Below are 17,960 nucleotides of genomic sequence, written 5' to 3' on the forward strand. Positions count from 1 at the left end.
AGAATCCCGAGGATAAAACATACGGATAAAATGAGAAGCGGCTGTTTGTTCAATTGTGCGATATTTACAATCAAAAAAAATAATTCATTTATTTGGTTATTGAATAACACAGATTTTGCAGAGTTCAGGTATTACTCCCAATTAAATGAATAATATGCAACTTGATTATTTACTATGAAATCAGGTTTCAAATAAAAAATAAAAGATATCTGTAAAAGATAGCTTTGCAGTCGAATAGTCTTGTAAAAGGTAATTCTCTGGATTATTTGCCGCTTAAAAATCGGTCTGTCAAGCGTTTGGTCTCTTTTATATAGAACCAGGAATCTTTTCCGTAGTCTCCGTATTTGAAATTTCCTGACTTTTTAGGAATTGCAGGTTCTATCTGTGTTCCTTCATGCCATTCATTGAAAGAAGTGATCCCTATAAAATCAGGATTTACTTTGATGGCAGCATCAAACATTCTTTCATAATATTTTCCATTTTCCCTGCTTTTGAAATTGGCTTCATTCCAGGGTCTTATTCTGGTATCTGAATATCCCGGGCCCACGCACGGAATAAAAATAAGATTCCGGTCTTTTGCATACTGGGAAAGATAGCTCCAATTGGAAGTTGTACTTCCGAAAACAAAACCTTCGCTGGCAAAATAGGTATAAAAACCATCAAAACCGGATTTCTCAAAAAAATCAGAATGTTCTTTTTCAACCCATAATCCTATGTAAAGTCCGTCTAATTCTGTTTTCCGAACTGTTTTTCTTCCGTTTTCAGAAAGAAGTTCTGACCATTCTGACGGTGAAATTTTATAACTGTCGTACACATAGTACAGTGGCTTTCCATCTTTTTTGTAAAAGGCATGATGCTGGGAATAGGTTTTCACCAGATAAGAAAGCTGTTCTCTAAGCTCGGTTATATTTTTGTAAAACGGTTCTATGTGAAAAGCAACCTTTAAGTTAAATTGGTCAGCTATATCCAGATATTGGGCAATACTTTGATCAACAAATGAATCTTTTCCCAGCCAGCTTAAAACAACCACTCCAACACCGGATTCCCGGATCATTTTCATGTGCTTTTTAATGACTGCAGGATCATTGGAACTGTAATTTCCCAAAGCCGGATAGAAATTGGCTCCAATATCGTCACCTCCTTTGTAATTTCCTAAGTTGTTCCATTTCGGATTGTTCCAGTGAGGCAAAATATCATGATTCCAATGATCATATTTTCCGTCCACCTCGGGGTTTCTGTACCATCCATAATAGAAGATCTGAACCTTATCCCGGGATTTGCTGTTCTGAGCAAAATTTTTCGGTGAAATGAAGGTCAATAAAATTAATACAAGAAAGCTTTTAAAAAAATTCATTGATAAAAATTTAAATCTGTAAAATCATTCAGTAGATCATTCAGAAAGAGTAATTAAATACTTAAAATTACCTCAGCAGCTTTTTCACTGGCTCCTTTTCCGCCAAGTTTTTCCCTCAAAAGGCTGTAATCTTCCAAAACCTGATTCCTTTTTTCGCCCTCTATAATTTTATTGAGTTCTTCTACAAGGTTTTTGGTATTCAGGTCGTTTTGGATCAGCTCTTTTACCACTTCTCTGTCCATGATCAGATTCACGAGAGAAATATATTTAATATTTTTTACGAGTCTTTTTGCAATGGCATAAGAAATTTTACTTCCACGGTAGCATACCACTTCCGGAACATTAAGCAAAGCAGTTTCCAGGGTTGCTGTTCCCGAAGTGACTAAAGCAGCTTTCGAGCATCTCAGCAGATCATAGGTCCTGTTGGAAACGAAATGAACGTTATCATCCACATATTTCTGATAGAATTCTTTTGGAAGACTTGGCGCACCAGCAATGACAAACTGGTAATTTTTAAAATTCGGTCTCACGGATAGCATAATTTCAAGCATTTTTTCCACTTCCTGTTTTCTGGAACCAGGAAGAAGTGCAATGATTTCTTTTTCATTAAGGCCGTGTTCTTTTTTAAATTCTTCAACACTGATATTATTCAGCCCGGCTATCGCATCAAGAAGCGGATGTCCTACGAAATGGGAATGAACGCCATGTCCTTTATAAAAATCCTCTTCAAAGGGAAGAATAACCATCATTTCGTCTACATATTTTTTAATGATTTCTACTCTTCCTTCTTTCCATGCCCATAGCTGTGGGGAAATATAATAGACCACTTTTATCCCTAGCTCTTTTGCAAACTTGGCAATCCTTAAATTAAATCCGGGATAATCAACCAGAATAAGAATATCAGGTTTGTTTTTTCTGATATCTTCCTTACAGAATTTGATATTATTGAGGATGGTTCTTAAATTCATAGCAACTTCCAGAAAACCCATAAATGCCAGATCACGGTAATGTTTTACCAGTGTTCCTCCCTGTGTTTTCATAAGATCGCCACCCCAGAATCTTATTTCCGCCTGCGGATCTTTCTGTTTAAGGGCTTTCATTAAGTTGCTTCCATGCAGATCACCGGAAGCCTCTCCTGCAATAATATAATACTTCATTTCTATAGTAAGGATAGAGAACAAATTAAGGTTTACTTGATCTTAATTTGTAAATTTGTCCAAAGATAATGATAAAAAATGTCAGAAGAATTTGAAATCCGAAATAAAGTTGCTGAAAGCGGCCTTATAAATTTCGACCTATCCACTCTGGTTCCTAAAGGAATAAGAAAAGGTATTGACCTTAAAGATTTCCTTTTTCAGGAACTTATTCTAAAGGAAAAAGATTTCAGGGAAAAGGTAGACGCCATCAATACTGAAGAGTATCAAGACGCTTATATATATATTTACAATTCTGTGGATACTATTGTTCCGCTGTGGGCTTATTTTGTATTAACTGCCAAGCTTACAGATGTTGCTAAAAAGATTGTTTTCGGAGATCGTGAAGATCTGGAAGTAATCCTGATGCACAATGCTATTCAGACTTACGATTTTGAAGATATGAGAGGTAAAAGAGTTCTTGTAAAGGGCTGCTCTGACAAAGAAATTCCTGAAAATGCATACATAGAACTGGTTGAACAACTGAAACCTTTAGTAAAATCATTAATGTTTGGTGAAGCCTGCTCTAATGTTCCTATTGTAAAGAATTAATATGAGGAACTCTTTATCCGCCTTATTTTTATTCTTTATTTTTCTTGTAATTTACTACTCCGGAAGTTTTACAAAAATTCCGTTTGCAGACTGTGTTGGTTTTGTACTGGATGCTGAGAAAGGTAAATTCATGACAACGGCTACAGCAACTACTCATTTTTTATATATTAATACAGTCATTTTAATTAAAAATATTACCGGGCTTAATGGGGTAGAGGCAAACCGTTTACTGGTCATTTTTTCAGGAGCTGCAACCGTTTCCGTAATCTATCTTACCGTTAAAAGTATCACGAAAACAGAATGGGTTTCTCTCGCAGCAGCTTTTGTTTTTGGTTTCAGCTTCTCATTCTGGCGAAATGCAGAGATTGTAGAAGTATATACCTACAATACCCTATGGATAAGTCTTTTTTTCCTTTCAATGATTAAGACTTTTATAGAAAACAAAAAACAATATATTGTATGGGCAGGTATATTTCTAGGCATCAGTCTGTGGGTACATATCCAGAATATTTTACTGATTCCTGCTTTTTTACTTTTTCTTTTTTATTTTAAAAGTGAAAAAAAATATTTTTATCCTTCCCTGTTGGTGTTTGCAATGCTGTTTGCCTCATTATTTATTCTGAATATATCCCAGGGGCTTTCTTTCAAGTCATCCTATAGTTCGGATCAGGAACACTGGGTAGAAGAATCTTTCAGGAAGACCTTTTTACAATATGTTAAAGATTTTCTCCAGTCTTTCGCTTACCTCATTTACAATTTCAATGTATTTACTTTTTTTGGAATAATGGGTGCTGTATTTCTATACAAATCTAACAGAAAAATGTTCTTTGTTTTTCTTGCAGGATCTTTGTGCGTGTATGGCTTCTCAACCTTTTATGCAGTTTCGGATAATTATGTTTTCTTTCTTCCTTTCAATATTATTTTTGCACTGTCTGTGGGATACGGACTGTCACATCCGAAATATGCTGTTCTTAAAAAAGTATCATGGGTCTGCCTGCTTATTCCCTTAGGATATCTGCTTACCTATAAAACCGTTTTCCTGACAGAAAAAGGAAAGACATTCCACAATTTCAAAAAGTATAAAGGCGGCCTGGATTATTATATGCTTCCATGGATGAATAACAATGCCGGTATTCTGGAATTTACTATTGATAAAAAGACGGCTCCGGAACCTATTAACTGGATGACTTTGAGCGCCATGGAATATATAAAACTGCTAAAAAGCAAAGGATATACAGAAGAGGAGATCAAAAAACTTTAACAATAATTGTGAGGTAAAAAAATTCGTGAATCACATTTTTTGATATCTTTGATTTACTTAATATTTAAAATAAACACAAGCATGAGTTTAATCGACCTACTTACAGGTAACACCAGCAATCAGGTTGCTGAACAGGCAGAAAACAAATTCGGAATCAGCAGAAACCAGATTATCGCTCTGTTGGCAGTAGCTGCACCTTTGGTTATTTCTTACCTTAGAAACAAGTCTCAGGACGCTAATGAAGCAGAAGCTTTAAATAACGCATTAGATAAAGATCACGACGGAAGTATTCTTGATGACGCTTCACAAGCTGAAGCCAGACAGGCTGAAGGAGGATCTATCCTTGATCATGTTTTTGGAGGGCAAAAAAGCACTGTTGAAAATCAGCTTTCTCAAAATACAGGAATCTCAATTGATAAAATAGGTCCTATTTTAGCAATGCTTGCTCCGGTAATTATGGGATATATTGGTAAAGAGAAACAGCAGAATAATGTAGGAGCCGGAGGATTGGGAGATCTTTTAGGCGGAATTCTTGGAAATGCATCCAACCAGGCTCAAGAACAACAATCCAGTCCTTTAAATGATATTTTGGGAAGCGTTTTAGGAAGTGGCCAGGCTCAGTCCGGAGGAAACCCACTTAATGACATCTTAGGAAGTGTACTTGGTGGTGGCGGACAGCAACAGCAACAACAGGGAGGTGGATTAGGAAGTATCCTTGGCAACCTTTTAGGAGGAAAATAATTTAATTTTGTATATTGAAAAAGGCTGAAGATTGATCTTCAGCCTTTTTATTTTTAGCTCTTCGCTTTAGCTTCGGAAGAACCAACTGACTTAGAAGCCTTTCTGGGTCTTCTTTTACCATAACTCCCTGCATTGATCTTCCCTCTTCTTGATTTTTTGTCTCCTTTTCCCATAGTGATAAATATTTATTGGTTAAGTACTAAATTAAGCAATATGGTATACATCAAAAAAATTAAGGCTGTTAAAATTTTTATAAATCTAACATAGCTAAGGGCTGGAAAAGCTATTAAAATTCCACAATTTTATACTTTCACCGTCTTCCACTTCCCCTTTTTAAACAAAATAAAAGCAACAATAGTAATTAAAGTTTCTGCTACAGGAATAGATATAAAAACCCCTTTCGGGCCCATCCCGAAATGCTTGGATAGGAAATAGGCTAACGGAATCTGAAACAGCCAGAATCCAAAAAAGTTCACCCAGGTAGGTGTCCAGGTATCGCCGGCTCCGTTAAAGGCATTTATAAGAACCATTCCGATTCCATAGAAAACAAACCCGACACTCATAATGTGTAATGCGTTTTTGGCAAAAGCTTTAATCTCTGTTTCCTGAGTAAAAAATCCTACAAGAAAGTCTCCAAGCAGGAAAAATATCAGACTTACAGCGAGCATAAAAATTACATTATATTTTACTGTTTTCATTACAGACTGTTCAGCTCTCAGCATTTCATTAGCTCCCATATTCTGCCCGACCAGCGTCGAAGCTGCATTACTCAGTCCCCAGGCGGGAAGCATAAAAAACATCATCAGCCTCAGAGCCGTCTGATATCCCGCAGAAGCATTTTCCCCTCCCGTAGTGGCAACAAGCTGGGCAAGAAAGATCCAGCTGCAAGAAGCAATCACAAACTGGAAAATTCCGGGAGTCGCAATTTTTACAATAGATTTTATCTGCTTGAAATCAGGGATAAAATAAGATAATGCAATCCGGATCTGAGTATCAGCAACCAAAAGATGATACAGCTGGTAAACCACCCCGATGCTTCTGCCTATGGTAGTTGCCAAAGCCGCTCCGGTGAGCCCCATTGCAGGAACAGGCCCAAAACCTTTGATCAGAACGGGGCAGAGAATAATGTTGACGATATTGGCGATCCACAGCGATTTCATGGCAATGGCTGCATTTCCTGCTCCCCTGAAAATCCCGTTGATCAAAAACAAAAGCATAATAATCACACTGCTTCCCATCATAATCCGGGTGAAATCTTTTCCATAAGCTGCAGCTTCAGGTTTTGAGCCCATCAGAATCAAAATTTCCTCAGCATAAATTACTCCGAACAAACTGAGAATTGCAGTAACAATAAGTGAAACCAATAAAACCTGCGCCGCACTTCTCGAAGCCTGCTCCGGATTCTTCTCCCCTATTCTACGTGCGACCAAAGCGGTTGCGGCCATGCTCATTCCTATGGCAATAGAATACATGATTGAAAGTACAGATTCAGTTAAACCTACACTCTGAATCGCGTAACCACTTTCTTTCAGATGGCCCACAAAGTACAGATCAACCAAGGCAAAAACTGATTCCATGGCCATTTCCAGCATCATAGGAATTGCCAGTAAAAGTACAGCACTTCTTATCGTTATTTTCGTGTAATCAACTTCTTTACCGCTCAAAGCCTTTTTCAAAAAGTCTATATATTTTGTCATTTTCTAATCAATAATTATCTGATTTCCAAAAATACGAATTCAATTCTTATAAAAATTTAGTTACCCATATCAAAAAAATAATTTAGATTTGTATATTGTTAATGAAATCTTATGAAAAAAATAATCTCTACTGCCTTTTTGCTTGTAATTTCAGGATCTGCGAGTATGCTGTCTGCTCAAACGCTTAGTAAAAAACAGATGCAGGCTATTCAGTCTGACAACATTGCTTCATTTAAAAAGAATTTCTCAAAATCAGATTACAATAAATGCTTTCCACTTAAAGATGAGACTTTCAGCGCATTGGGTTTCAGCTCGCTTTACGGTAGAAATAATATTGTTAAATTTCTTTTGGACAATCAGGCAGATATCAATAAAGAATGTAACGGAAAAACACCTCTTGCTTTAGCTAAATTAGGAAACAAAGAACAAACCGTACAACTGTTGATACAGAAAGGCGCTGCTAATAATTAATTAAAAAGCCCTCAAATAATATACAAGACTTCCGAAAGGAAGTTTTTTTGTTTAAAGAACCTGCAAAAATCTTATCTTTGCATCCGGAAATAATGGTGAAAAACTTTATGATCAGAAAGCTAAACCATACATCTTAAACATTGAACCTTAAACAAATAATTATGTTTCGATCACACACGAACGGAGAATTATCTCTGAAAAATCTTAATGAAGAAGTTACACTTTCCGGATGGGTACAGACTATCCGTGACAAAGGATTTATGATTTGGATAGATCTTCGAGATCGTTACGGAATTACCCAACTGGTTTTCGATCAGGACCGTTCTACAGCGGAATTGATGGAAAATGCAAAAAAACTGGGCCGTGAATTCGTGATCCAGGTTACAGGAAAAGTAATCGAAAGGGTAAGTAAAAACCCCAATATTCCAACAGGAGAAATTGAAATTTTAGTTGAAAAAGTAACGGTTCTTAATGAGTCCCAGCTTCCGCCTTTCACTATTGAAGATGAAACAGACGGCGGTGAAGAATTAAGGATGAAATACCGTTATCTGGATATCAGAAGAGCTCCGGTAAGAGATAAACTGATCTTCCGTCATAAGATGGCGCAGAAGGTAAGAAACTATCTTTCAGACGAAGGATTTATTGAAGTGGAAACTCCGGTTTTAATCAAATCTACTCCGGAAGGTGCGAGAGACTTCGTGGTTCCCAGCAGAATGAATCCGGGACAGTTTTATGCCCTTCCACAATCGCCGCAGACGTTCAAGCAGCTTCTGATGGTAGGCGGAATGGATAAGTATTTCCAGATCGTAAAATGTTTCCGTGATGAAGATTTAAGAGCGGACAGACAGCCGGAATTTACACAAATCGACTGTGAGATGGCCTTCGTAGAGCAGGAAGATATTATGAATGTTTTTGAGGGTATGACGAAAACATTACTTAAAGATATTACAGGACAGGAATTCGGAGATTTCCCGAGAATAACTTTTGCTGATGCGATGAGAAAATACGGAAACGACAAACCGGATATCCGTTTCGGAATGGAGTTCGTAGAACTTAACGAGCTTGTAAAAGGAAAAGATTTTAAAATATTTGATGACGCTGAACTGGTTGTCGGAATTAATGTTGAAGGATGTGCTGACTATACAAGAAAGCAGATTGATGAGCTTGTTGACTGGGTAAAACGTCCGCAGATCGGAGCATCCGGAATGGTTTGGGCCAAATTCCAGAACGATGGTGTGAAGACTTCTTCGGTAAATAAATTTTACAACGAGGAAGATCTGGCAAAGATCATCGAAAAATTCGGAGCTAAAGAAGGCGACTTAATGCTGATCTTATCCGGAAACGAAAATAAGGTAAGAGCTCAGCTTTCTGCTTTGAGAATGGAACTTGGAAACCGTTTGGGATTAAGAAAAGGAAACGTTTTTGCACCACTTTGGGTTGTAGATTTCCCATTATTGGAATTTGACGAAGAAAGTGGACGCTACCACGCAATGCACCACCCTTTCACATCTCCTAAACCTGAAGATATTCACTTACTGGAAACAGATCCGGGCAAAGCAAGAGCGAATGCTTATGATATGGTGCTGAACGGAAACGAAATCGGCGGCGGTTCTATCAGAATTTTTGATAGAGATTTACAGTCAAAAATGTTTGATCTTTTAGGGTTTACAAAAGAGGAAGCAGAAGCTCAGTTTGGGTTCCTGATGAATGCCTTTAAATACGGAGCTCCGCCTCATGGTGGTTTGGCTTTCGGATTTGACCGTTTGGTGGCTATTCTTGACGGAAATGAAGTCATCAGGGATTATATTGCATTCCCTAAGAATAATTCAGGGCGCGACGTGATGATCGATGCACCGGCATCCATCGCAGACGCACAGCTGGATGAACTTGAAATACAATTGAATTTAAAAGCATAAATTAAAAGCGGGGAAATCAACCCCGCTTTTTTAATGACCAAAACATGAAAATATCAGCCGCACAAATCCAACCTGTAAAAGGAGATATTCTTAAAAACATTGAAAATCACATCTTATTAATCGAAGCCGCTGTTAATAAAAATGTTGATTTAATTATCTTCCCGGAGCTTTCAATTACCGGATATGAACCTGAATTGGCAGAACAGCTCTCTATTGATTATAAAGATCCCATTTTAGACGTTTTTCAAAAAACGGCAGATGAAAATAAGATAAACATCACTGTTGGAATGCCCACAAAATTTAATAACCAGTTATTGATCAGCAGCATTATATTCCAACCGGAAAAAGAGAGAGAAGTTTATTCAAAACAGAATCTTTTTCCAACAGAAACCGGGATTTTTTCAAAAGGAAGCTCTTTCTGTCAGCTGGAAATATTACAGAATAAAATTGCATTAGCCATATGTTATGACCTATCTGATCCCATGAATTCCCTGGAAGCCTTCCGGATGGGCTCAAATATCTATACTGCAAGTGTTCTCAATTCTGTCAATGGAATTGATGATGATCTCGTTAAACTTTCTGATATCGCAGCAAAATATCATATGAATGTTTTAATGGCGAATTTTTCAGGAGAATCAGGAGGATATCAATGTGCCGGAAAGTCTTCTGTCTGGAGTACTGACGGAAGTTTACTCGGGCAGCTCACTAGCGAGGATGAAGGAATCCTCATTTTAAATACTGATAATGGACAGGTAGAAAAAATTTATCTGCAATAATATCTTATAAAAGTGGAGAAAATTCTCCGCTTTTTTATTTCACTAACTCTAGTTCTTTAATTTTTAATATCTGATTTCTTCCCGGGCCGATAGAAAGATAAGTAACAGGAATGCCCAGCTCACTGTTCAAAAAAGAAAGAAATTCTTTGAGTTCATCAGGCAGATCAGAGGCATCTTCAATTGATGAAATGTCTCCTCCCCAGCCTTCCATCGATTTCAGAACCGGGCGGGCATTTTCCGGAAGAGTCCCGGAAACACTTACTATTTTTCCGTTTTCCAGCTCATAATGAGTGCAGACTTCTATAGATTTCATTCCGCTTAAAACATCTGCTTTGGTCAGGATAACCTGAGTCACACCATTGATCATAATGGCATATCTTAAAGCCGGAAGATCCAGCCATCCTATTCTCCTTGGGCGGCCGGTATTAGAACCGAATTCATTGCCTTTCTTTCTTATTTCCTCACCTAAATAGTCAAAGATTTCTGTCGGAAACATTCCATTTCCTACTCTTGTACAATATGCTTTTGCAATTCCGAATATTTCACCGACTTTTTTAGGGGAAACGCCCAATCCGCTGCTCGCTCCCGCAGCTGTTGTAGAAGAAGAAGTTACATAAGGATACGTCCCGTGATCAATATCCAGCATAGCAGCCTGAGATCCTTCTGCCAGAATTTTTTTCCCTTCAGATAAAGCTGTATTCAAAAATATTTCTGTTTCTGTACGGGTAAATTTCTTCAAGAACTCTACTGCTTCAAAAAATTCACTGCTGATTTCTTCAAGGGAAGGAAGTACCATATCGCCATTGGCTAGCAGCCTGTAATCTCTTTGTAAAATTTGCTGTACCCTGCTTTTAAAATCCACCGATTCTATATCGCACACTCTTAGATTCTGTCTTAAAATTTTATTGGAATAAGCCTGTGCGATACCATTTCTTGTAGTACCAATGGTAGTGTAGTCCGGATGGTCTTCCATAAAGATATCCAAAAGTCGATGCGTTGGAAGAACGAGATGTGCTTTTTTTGAAATGACGAGATTCTTTTCCGGCTGAACAGTTTCGTCAAACAGTTGCAGGTTTAAAATTTCTTTTCTAAAACTTACCGGGTCCAGAACCGTTCCCGTTCCGATGACATTTTGAACATTCTTCATGAAAATTCCTGATGGAAGAGATTTCAGGGTAATTCTTTTCCTGTTACGTTCTATACTGTGTCCTGCATTTGCTCCTCCGTTAAAGCGGGCTGTAATATCATAACTTTCACTGATAAGATCAATAAATTTACCTTTCCCTTCATCACCCCACTGCAGGCCTAATACGATGTCCATATTCATACTTTACATTTTTATAATGCAAAGCTATAACAGCCAGAAAGAGGAGCCATTGTCATTTGGCAAAAAACAGTTATACAATATTTCTTCTGATCCGGCTCAATGAAGATGGAGTGATCCCCAGATAGGAAGCCAGCATAGATTGCGGTACCCTATTGGCAAGCCCCGGATAATGATTTAAAAAATGAATATAGCGGGATCTGGCATCAAGATTAAGCATAGTACTCGCTACCTTAAGTTTGTTTTCGGCTACAAAAGCATGAAGTTTAGCAAATAATACAGGCCAGATGATAATTTCCTTTTCCAGCTTTTTAAAATGATCCAGATCAATTGCTAAAAGCTTCCCATCAGTTACAGCTTCAATATATTCAAGGGAAGGTGTCTGGTCTGTAAAGCCATGAAAATCTCCGATAAACCGTCCTTCATAAATGAAATACCGCGTAAAATCATCCCCTTGTTTATTATAGTATAAAGACCGGAAAACTCCTTCTTTTACAAAAGCAATCCTTCGGCTCACCTTTCCTGCTTCTATGAAGGATTCTCCTTTCTCTATGCTGATTTCCTGCAGTCCTTCAGCGATCAACAGTTCTTCCGATGTATTCAGTATACCGAATTTTCTTATGTAATTAAAAAGTTCGTCCATATATCATTTTAGTTCAGTATTACAGAAATATAAAGGTACAGAAACAGCATTTAAAACCTATTGACATTTGACAACAAACCCTATAAAATATACCACATCAGCTTTGCACGGCATGTTAATTGATTGATTTTTAAAAACGTAAGACAATGAAAGCAATTTGGAACGGCGCCATTGGATTCGGTTTAGTCAATATTCCAGTTAAAATCTACTCCGCCACAGAAACCAGTAAACTGGATTTGGATATGCTCGATAAAACTGATTTTTCGAATATCAAATTCAAAAGAGTCAACGAAAAAACAGGCAAGGAAGTCAAGTGGGAAAACATTGTAAAGGGTTATCTTCTGGACGATCAATACATCATTCTCGAAGATGAAGATTATGAAGCGGCAAGCCCTGAAAAGAGCAAAATACTTTCTATTGATCAGTTTGTAAAAGAAGTTGAAGTTGACAGTGTTTATTTTGAGAATCCTTATTTTCTCGAACCACAAAAGAACGGAGAAAATGCTTACAGGCTCCTGTTAAAAGCTTTGTCACAAACAAAAATGGTGGGTGTCGGAACTTTCGTTCTTCGTGAAAGTGAAGCAATCGGAATGATCCGGCCTTACAATGATGAGGTTTTGGTTCTAAACCGCTTACGGTTCGCCCAGGAGATCAGAGATTATAAAGATTTAAAAATCCCAGCCAAAAAAGCTCCGAAACCTGCCGAACTAAAAATGGCAGTAAGCCTTATCGAACAGCTTTCACAAGAATTTGATCCCGGAATGTATGAGGATACTTATTCTGAATCTTTACTGAAGATCATTAAGCAAAAAGCTAAAGGTAAAGGAGTAAAAGCCAAAAAAGCAGAACCTGCAAAACAAGGTAAGGTAATTGATCTTATGGCTCAGTTAAAAGCCAGTTTACAAAACTCCAAATCTAAAAATGCATCGTAATGGCTCTTAAAGATTATAACGAAAAACGGAGATTCGATGAAACAAGCGAACCTAAAGGAAAAACAAAAAAGAGTAAAGACAAGCTTATTTTTGTGGTTCAAAGGCATGCTGCTTCCCGTCTGCATTATGATTTCCGCCTGGAAATGGAGGGCGTGCTGAAAAGCTGGGCGGTTCCTAAAGGCCCGTCTTTAGACCCAAAAGACAAACGTCTGGCTATGGAAGTTGAGGATCATCCTTACGATTATAAAGATTTTGAAGGAAATATTCCGGAAGGAAATTACGGAGCAGGCCAGGTTGAAGTCTGGGACAGCGGAACGTATGAACCGTTGGATGATACCAGCAAACTTTCCGATGAAAAAGAATTGTTGAAAGAATTAAAAGCCGGTTCAATAAAGTTCGTTTTACATGGCAAAAAACTGAAAGGTGAATTCGCTTTGGTTAAAATGAAAAATGCTGAAAACAATGCCTGGCTTTTAATTAAACATAAAGACGAATTTGCTGAAGAAAATTATGATGCAGAAGAGAATACTTCTAAAAATTCTGCAGTAACGAAGTTTTTAGAGGAAAAAAAAAGCCTAAAAAACAGCAAAAAGAAGTCATAGTTTCTGAAACAAAACCCAGATTTCAAAGGTTCAACTCTTTAGTTGATGAAAAAAAATTAGAAAACTTCATCAAGCCTATGCTGGCTAAATCTTTTGAAACGGCCTTTGATGATGAAGATTGGGTTTTTGAAATAAAATGGGACGGCTACAGAGCTGTGGCCGATCTTAGCCATAAGAATCCGTTATTCTATTCCCGGAACGGAATTTCTTTTTTATCAAAGTTTGAAAAAGTTACACAAGATTTTGAGTACCAGAAATATAAAATGATCCTGGACGGAGAAATTGTAGCCTATGATGAACATGGAAAGCCCAGTTTTCAGCTTTTACAGCAGATTGGTGACAATCCAGATCTTGCTTTAACCTACCAAGTATTTGACCTCCTATGGCTGAACGGCCATTCTACAGAAGAACTTCCGCTTCTGCAGCGGAAAGAACTTTTAAAGGAGGCTTTAGTTGAGACTGACGTTATCAAATATTGTGATCATATCCCCGAAAAGGGCATTGATTTTTTCAACCAAATGAAGAAAATGCAGTTAGAAGGAATGATTGCAAAGAAAGCCAACAGTTTATATACTGAAAATCACAGAACAACTGACTGGCTTAAAATAAAATTCACCAATACAGAAGAGGCTATTATTTGTGGATTTACGGAACCCAGAGGATCCAGGAAAAGTTTCGGAGCATTGATCCTTGGAAAATATATTGATGGAAATCTGGTGTATTGCGGACATACGGGAACAGGTTTTAATAAAGAATCTTTAAACCAAATGCACGAAAGGCTAAAAAAACTGATTGTAAAAACTTCCCCTTTTGAAAAAAAGCCTAAAACAAATATGCCCGTAACATGGACAAAACCCGAACTGGTATGTGAAATAAAATTCTCTGAAATTACCAAAGACGGCATTTACCGGCATCCTGTTTTTGTTACCCTCCGTGAAGATAAAAATCCTGAAGAAATCAGTGATTCGATTAATAAAATAAGTCAAATTAATGAAAATCCTAAAGAGATGAAAGCTAAAGATGCCCCTAAGAAAAGTACCCAACCCGATGAAAAAGAAAAGGAGATTACTTTAAACAGACATACCGTAAAACTGACCAATCAGGATAAAATTTATTTTCCGAAAGATGGTATTACGAAAGGTGATGTGATAGAATATTATCAATCAGTTGCTGAATATATCCTTCCTTATCTGAAAAACCGTCCATTATCTCTGAACCGTTTTCCAAACGGCATTGAAGAGCAGGGTTTTTACCAGAAAGATGCCGGAGACCATATGCCTGACTGGATCAAAACAACAAAGGTCTATTCGGAATCCAACGATAAGTATATTGATTACGTATACTGTAATGATAAAGCTACGTTAGCTTATCTGAATAATTTAGGCTGTATTGATTTAAATCCATGGAACAGTGCTCTCCCCGATCTGGAGCATCCTGATTATCTGGTTCTGGATCTGGATCCTTCAAAGAAAAATACATTTGATGATGTCATTGAAACAGCCCTTCAGGTAAATGAGGTTTTAAATTCAGTTAAAATAAAAGGCTATTGCAAAACTTCTGGAAGCACAGGGATTCATGTCTATATCCCGATGGGTGGGAAATATGATTTCGACCAGGTAAAAGATTTTGCTCATATTCTGATGAAACAGGTTCATGAACAGCTTCCGGAAATCACGACATTAGAAAGGAGCTTACAGAAAAGGGATGACAGGAAAATATATCTGGATTATCTGCAAAACAGGACTGGGCAGACTTTAGCAAGTGCTTACAGCTTACGTCCCAAAGAAGGAGCATCTGTGTCGATGCCTTTGGATTGGGATGAAGTGAAGCCCGGTATGAAACCAACGGATTTTACTATTGATAATGCTTTGGATAGAATTAAGGAAAAAGGCGATTTATTTAAACCTGTTTTGGGAAAAGGAATTGATATGATGAAGGCGTTGGAATTGTTGCAGAATATTGAATAAAATTCTATTTTTACGAAAAAACATAAATGGCAAACTCACTGCAAGTTTTAATTAACTTTGATGAAAATATAACACGAAATCAACTTCAAAAATATTATTACTATTCTTGGAAGAAAAAAATTCCTAATCTTATTAAATACTTTTTATTTACTTTATTGTTAATTTTTATATTAGACAGCTTATTTGGTAATAAAAGCAGAATTGATTTCTTAAAATTTTCTGGTATTCTGTTTGGTATATATTGTTTAATACAAATTATCTTTTTCTTTTATAGTAAAGCAAATTATTCAATTAAAACAGACAAATTTATTACAGAACTAAAAAATTACCATCCGGTTACAGAGTTATATTTTGATGAAAAGAGTTTGTATATTAAAAATGAGCAATATGATATCAGAAGCGTTTGGAAAAAAATTTCTTATAACATTTCAGATAAAATCCTTATCATTAATTTTGACTTAGGAACTCCATTTACCTATTTAATTAGTGAGGAGGAAACAGAACAATATCAAAATATTCTGATATTTTTAAAGGATAAATCTAAATTAAAAAATAATTAAGGCAGTTTAGCAACTAAACTTTCCGGTAATAGTTTCAAAATCATATAAATCATCTTCCATTTAAAATCCGGGACAATGGTAAAAGAATTCCCAGCATTGACAATATGTTTCGCCACATAATCCGGCTCCATAATCAGAGATTCATTGAGCTGAAGACCTTCATTGATCTTAGTTCTGATATAACCGATCACCAGGGCATTAACAATAACCTTCCTTGAGGCTAATTCCTGTCGTAACCCCGCTAAATATTGGGTAAAAGCAGCTTTTGTACTTCCATAAACGAAGTTGCTTTTTCGGCCTCTAACTCCGGAAAGTGAAGATAATCCGATAATTCTTTCCAGATAAGTATTGCTCTCGTCCATCGCAATAATATTCAGAATGGAAACAGCCCCCATATAATTCACCTGCATCATCTGCTGTGTTCCTTTAAAGTCTCTCAGTGCTTTTTCATTATCCACCAAAAAGCCTGCTGCATACACCGCGATATGAGGTTTAACTGCAAGTTCATTATAAAATTTCTCATGGGAATCAAAATCTACAGCATCAAAATAAAGAATGGTAATCTTCGAGGGATCTAAATGATGATCTGCCACAAATTTTTCCAGCGAGGCAGTATCCCGTGAAGCTGCCAATACCGAAAATCCTTTTTCCATGTACTGCCTGATACACTGCTTGGCCACATCTGAATTGGCCCCTAAAATGAGAACGGTTTTGCCTGTATTTTGATTCATGGTGCAAAGATATTTATTTGATCTTATGATGATGAATTTTGATTGGAAATACTTTTAAATTTCACGAATGTGTTCACAGATAACACTAATTTGAATGGCTTTGGCTATTTCATCCAAAGTTAGCTTAGAACTGAAAAATATAATGTGCAAAAATCTGCATAATCAATGTGATCTGTGCGAGATTTCTAACGCAAAGCTTTAAGATAATGCGTAATAGTTTGAGTGGGCAAAGAAATGTGGCTCCGCCACTGAATAAGCGAATGTTTACTGTGTTGATAACTATATATAAAAACTCGGCGCGGTGAACTTCGTTCACCGCGCCGAGCGTTATTTTCAAACTAAAAAATTATTTCTTTTCAGTATCAATTTCTTTTTTCTCCGCTGTTTTATCAGCAGTGGCTTTCGCTTTGTCCCCAAAACGTGCTTCAGTAAATTCTCTGGAAACAGCAGCTTTTTCGAATTTCAGTTTTCCGGATAGGGTTTCAATAACGAATCCGTCATCCTGAACCTGAGCAATTCTTCCATGAAGACCTGAAGTAAGAACGACTCTTGTTCCAACTTTTAAGGTTTCCTGAAAGGTTTTCTCCTGCTTCTGCTTTCTCATCTGTGGTCTTATCATTAAAAAATAAAACCCCACAAACATCACCCCCATCATGATCAGCATCATTGATGAAGATCCTTGTGGCTGTGCCTGTAAAAAGATTGTCAACATATTTTTAAATTACGGTTGAATGTTCGCTGTGAACGTTAATTTGATAGGAGCCTTATCTACGTTTGCAAATACATCTGCATACTTCTGAACGTTTCCGTCGAAGCTTGAAGAATCAAAATGCAGAGTAATTTTTCCTTTTTTACCGGGAAGAATAGGATCTTTTGTAAAGTCAGGAGCTGTACATCCGCATCCAGGTTTTACTTCAGAGATCACCAAAGGATTTTTTCCTGTATTGGTAATTTCGTAAACGTGCTCTACTTTATCTCCTTTTTTGATTTTTCCAAAATCGAAGTTGTTTTCAGACAGGGCAACTGATGTTAACGGCTGGTTAGAAACCGGAGCTGCTTCGGCTGTATTGGCTGCCGGAGCTGCCGCTGAGTCGGTAGGAGCTAAGTTGGTTGCACCTGCTGTAGAATCTGTAATATTAGCAGCTTCTGCACCGGCAGCAGCTTGCTGATTTTCTTTTTTACAAGAAACTAAACCAAGGCCTATAATAGACAAGGCGATAATTGATAACGTCTTTTTCAT

The 17,960-nt window shown here is 37.1% G+C and carries 19 protein-coding genes; 10 read left to right on the plus strand and 9 right to left on the minus strand.

The features are described from left to right. Window positions 1–262 precede the first annotated feature (262 nt). Together J4Q03_RS01915 and lpxB are read right to left on the minus strand one after the other, a co-directional pair. Window positions 263–1,354 (minus strand): glycoside hydrolase family 99 protein, encoded by a 1,092-nt coding sequence (locus tag J4Q03_RS01915; RefSeq protein WP_426046534.1) that lies wholly within the window; start codon window positions 1,352–1,354, stop codon window positions 263–265. 53 nt (window positions 1,355–1,407) lie between these two features. Beyond that, on the minus strand, window positions 1,408–2,511 hold the full coding sequence (gene lpxB / locus J4Q03_RS01920; protein WP_426046535.1) for a lipid-A-disaccharide synthase: 1,104 nt from the start codon (window positions 2,509–2,511) through the stop codon (window positions 1,408–1,410). 78 nt (window positions 2,512–2,589) lie between these two features. Between lpxB and J4Q03_RS01925 the strand changes: the two genes are divergently transcribed. The 3 genes from J4Q03_RS01925 to J4Q03_RS01935 all read left to right on the plus strand — a co-directional run bounded on the left by J4Q03_RS01925 (window position 2,590) and on the right by J4Q03_RS01935 (window position 5,101). Next, complete coding sequence (locus tag J4Q03_RS01925) at window positions 2,590–3,099, plus strand: DUF2480 family protein (RefSeq protein ID WP_426046536.1); 510 nt, start codon at window positions 2,590–2,592, stop codon at window positions 3,097–3,099. 1 nt (window position 3,100) lies between these two features. Continuing rightward, window positions 3,101–4,360, plus strand: coding sequence for a protein O-mannosyl-transferase family (locus J4Q03_RS01930; RefSeq protein ID WP_426046537.1), 1,260 nt, complete (start codon window positions 3,101–3,103; stop codon window positions 4,358–4,360). Between the two features lie 81 nt (window positions 4,361–4,441). Further along, a complete protein-coding gene (locus J4Q03_RS01935) occupies window positions 4,442–5,101 on the plus strand; it encodes a DUF937 domain-containing protein (protein ID WP_426046538.1) in 660 nt (219 codons plus the stop codon). Between the two features lie 53 nt (window positions 5,102–5,154). On the opposite strand, the gene J4Q03_RS01940 is transcribed toward J4Q03_RS01935, so the two are convergent. Together J4Q03_RS01940 and J4Q03_RS01945 are read right to left on the minus strand one after the other, a co-directional pair. Next, window positions 5,155–5,274 (minus strand): 30S ribosomal protein THX, encoded by a 120-nt coding sequence (locus J4Q03_RS01940; protein ID WP_426046539.1) that lies wholly within the window; start codon window positions 5,272–5,274, stop codon window positions 5,155–5,157. Between the two features lie 129 nt (window positions 5,275–5,403). Continuing rightward, the gene (locus J4Q03_RS01945; RefSeq protein ID WP_426046540.1) at window positions 5,404–6,798 is read right to left on the minus strand and encodes an MATE family efflux transporter; all 1,395 of its coding nucleotides are present in this window, start codon (window positions 6,796–6,798) and stop codon (window positions 5,404–5,406) included. Window positions 6,799–6,909: 111 nt separating this feature from the next. On the opposite strand from J4Q03_RS01945, the gene J4Q03_RS01950 reads away from it, so the two are divergent. The 3 genes from J4Q03_RS01950 to J4Q03_RS01960 all read left to right on the plus strand — a co-directional run bounded on the left by J4Q03_RS01950 (window position 6,910) and on the right by J4Q03_RS01960 (window position 9,961). Beyond that, on the plus strand, window positions 6,910–7,269 hold the full coding sequence (locus tag J4Q03_RS01950) for an ankyrin repeat domain-containing protein (RefSeq protein ID WP_426046541.1): 360 nt from the start codon (window positions 6,910–6,912) through the stop codon (window positions 7,267–7,269). Between the two features lie 161 nt (window positions 7,270–7,430). Then, the gene (aspS, locus tag J4Q03_RS01955; RefSeq protein ID WP_426046542.1) at window positions 7,431–9,185 is read left to right on the plus strand and encodes an aspartate--tRNA ligase; all 1,755 of its coding nucleotides are present in this window, start codon (window positions 7,431–7,433) and stop codon (window positions 9,183–9,185) included. Between the two features lie 44 nt (window positions 9,186–9,229). After that, window positions 9,230–9,961 (plus strand): carbon-nitrogen hydrolase family protein, encoded by a 732-nt coding sequence (locus tag J4Q03_RS01960; RefSeq protein WP_426046543.1) that lies wholly within the window; start codon window positions 9,230–9,232, stop codon window positions 9,959–9,961. 34 nt (window positions 9,962–9,995) lie between these two features. On the opposite strand, the gene J4Q03_RS01965 is transcribed toward J4Q03_RS01960, so the two are convergent. Continuing rightward, the gene (locus tag J4Q03_RS01965) at window positions 9,996–11,288 is read right to left on the minus strand and encodes an adenylosuccinate synthase (RefSeq protein WP_426046544.1); all 1,293 of its coding nucleotides are present in this window, start codon (window positions 11,286–11,288) and stop codon (window positions 9,996–9,998) included. Window positions 11,289–11,358: 70 nt separating this feature from the next. Beyond that, window positions 11,359–11,928, minus strand: coding sequence for a Crp/Fnr family transcriptional regulator (locus J4Q03_RS01970; RefSeq protein ID WP_426046545.1), 570 nt, complete (start codon window positions 11,926–11,928; stop codon window positions 11,359–11,361). Between the two features lie 146 nt (window positions 11,929–12,074). On the opposite strand from J4Q03_RS01970, the gene J4Q03_RS01975 reads away from it, so the two are divergent. The 4 genes from J4Q03_RS01975 to J4Q03_RS01990 all read left to right on the plus strand — a co-directional run bounded on the left by J4Q03_RS01975 (window position 12,075) and on the right by J4Q03_RS01990 (window position 15,989). Beyond that, the gene (locus J4Q03_RS01975; RefSeq protein WP_426046546.1) at window positions 12,075–12,860 is read left to right on the plus strand and encodes a Ku protein; all 786 of its coding nucleotides are present in this window, start codon (window positions 12,075–12,077) and stop codon (window positions 12,858–12,860) included. Next, a complete protein-coding gene (locus J4Q03_RS01980; protein ID WP_426046547.1) occupies window positions 12,860–13,462 on the plus strand; it encodes a DNA polymerase ligase N-terminal domain-containing protein in 603 nt (200 codons plus the stop codon). The genes J4Q03_RS01975 and J4Q03_RS01980 overlap by 1 nt, the downstream gene beginning before the upstream one ends. A 77-nt stretch (window positions 13,463–13,539) precedes the next feature. Then, on the plus strand, window positions 13,540–15,429 hold the full coding sequence (ligD, locus tag J4Q03_RS01985; RefSeq protein ID WP_426046548.1) for a DNA ligase D: 1,890 nt from the start codon (window positions 13,540–13,542) through the stop codon (window positions 15,427–15,429). Between the two features lie 26 nt (window positions 15,430–15,455). Further along, on the plus strand, window positions 15,456–15,989 hold the full coding sequence (locus J4Q03_RS01990) for a hypothetical protein (RefSeq protein ID WP_426046549.1): 534 nt from the start codon (window positions 15,456–15,458) through the stop codon (window positions 15,987–15,989). Here J4Q03_RS01990 and J4Q03_RS01995 read toward each other — a convergent pair. From J4Q03_RS01995 to J4Q03_RS02005, 3 genes are all read right to left on the minus strand, one after another. Further along, on the minus strand, window positions 15,986–16,720 hold the full coding sequence (locus J4Q03_RS01995) for an SDR family NAD(P)-dependent oxidoreductase (RefSeq protein WP_426046550.1): 735 nt from the start codon (window positions 16,718–16,720) through the stop codon (window positions 15,986–15,988). The genes J4Q03_RS01990 and J4Q03_RS01995 overlap by 4 nt on opposite strands. A gap of 346 nt (window positions 16,721–17,066) precedes the next feature. After that, window positions 17,067–17,432: a preprotein translocase subunit YajC gene (gene yajC / locus J4Q03_RS02000; protein ID WP_426046551.1), complete on the minus strand. Its 366-nt coding sequence runs from the start codon at window positions 17,430–17,432 to the stop codon at window positions 17,067–17,069. A gap of 9 nt (window positions 17,433–17,441) precedes the next feature. After that, a complete protein-coding gene (locus tag J4Q03_RS02005) occupies window positions 17,442–17,960 on the minus strand; it encodes a DUF1573 domain-containing protein (RefSeq protein WP_426046552.1) in 519 nt (172 codons plus the stop codon).

This window comes from Chryseobacterium sp. NFX27 (assembly GCF_049887855.1).
Taxonomy (GTDB): domain Bacteria; phylum Bacteroidota; class Bacteroidia; order Flavobacteriales; family Weeksellaceae; genus Chryseobacterium.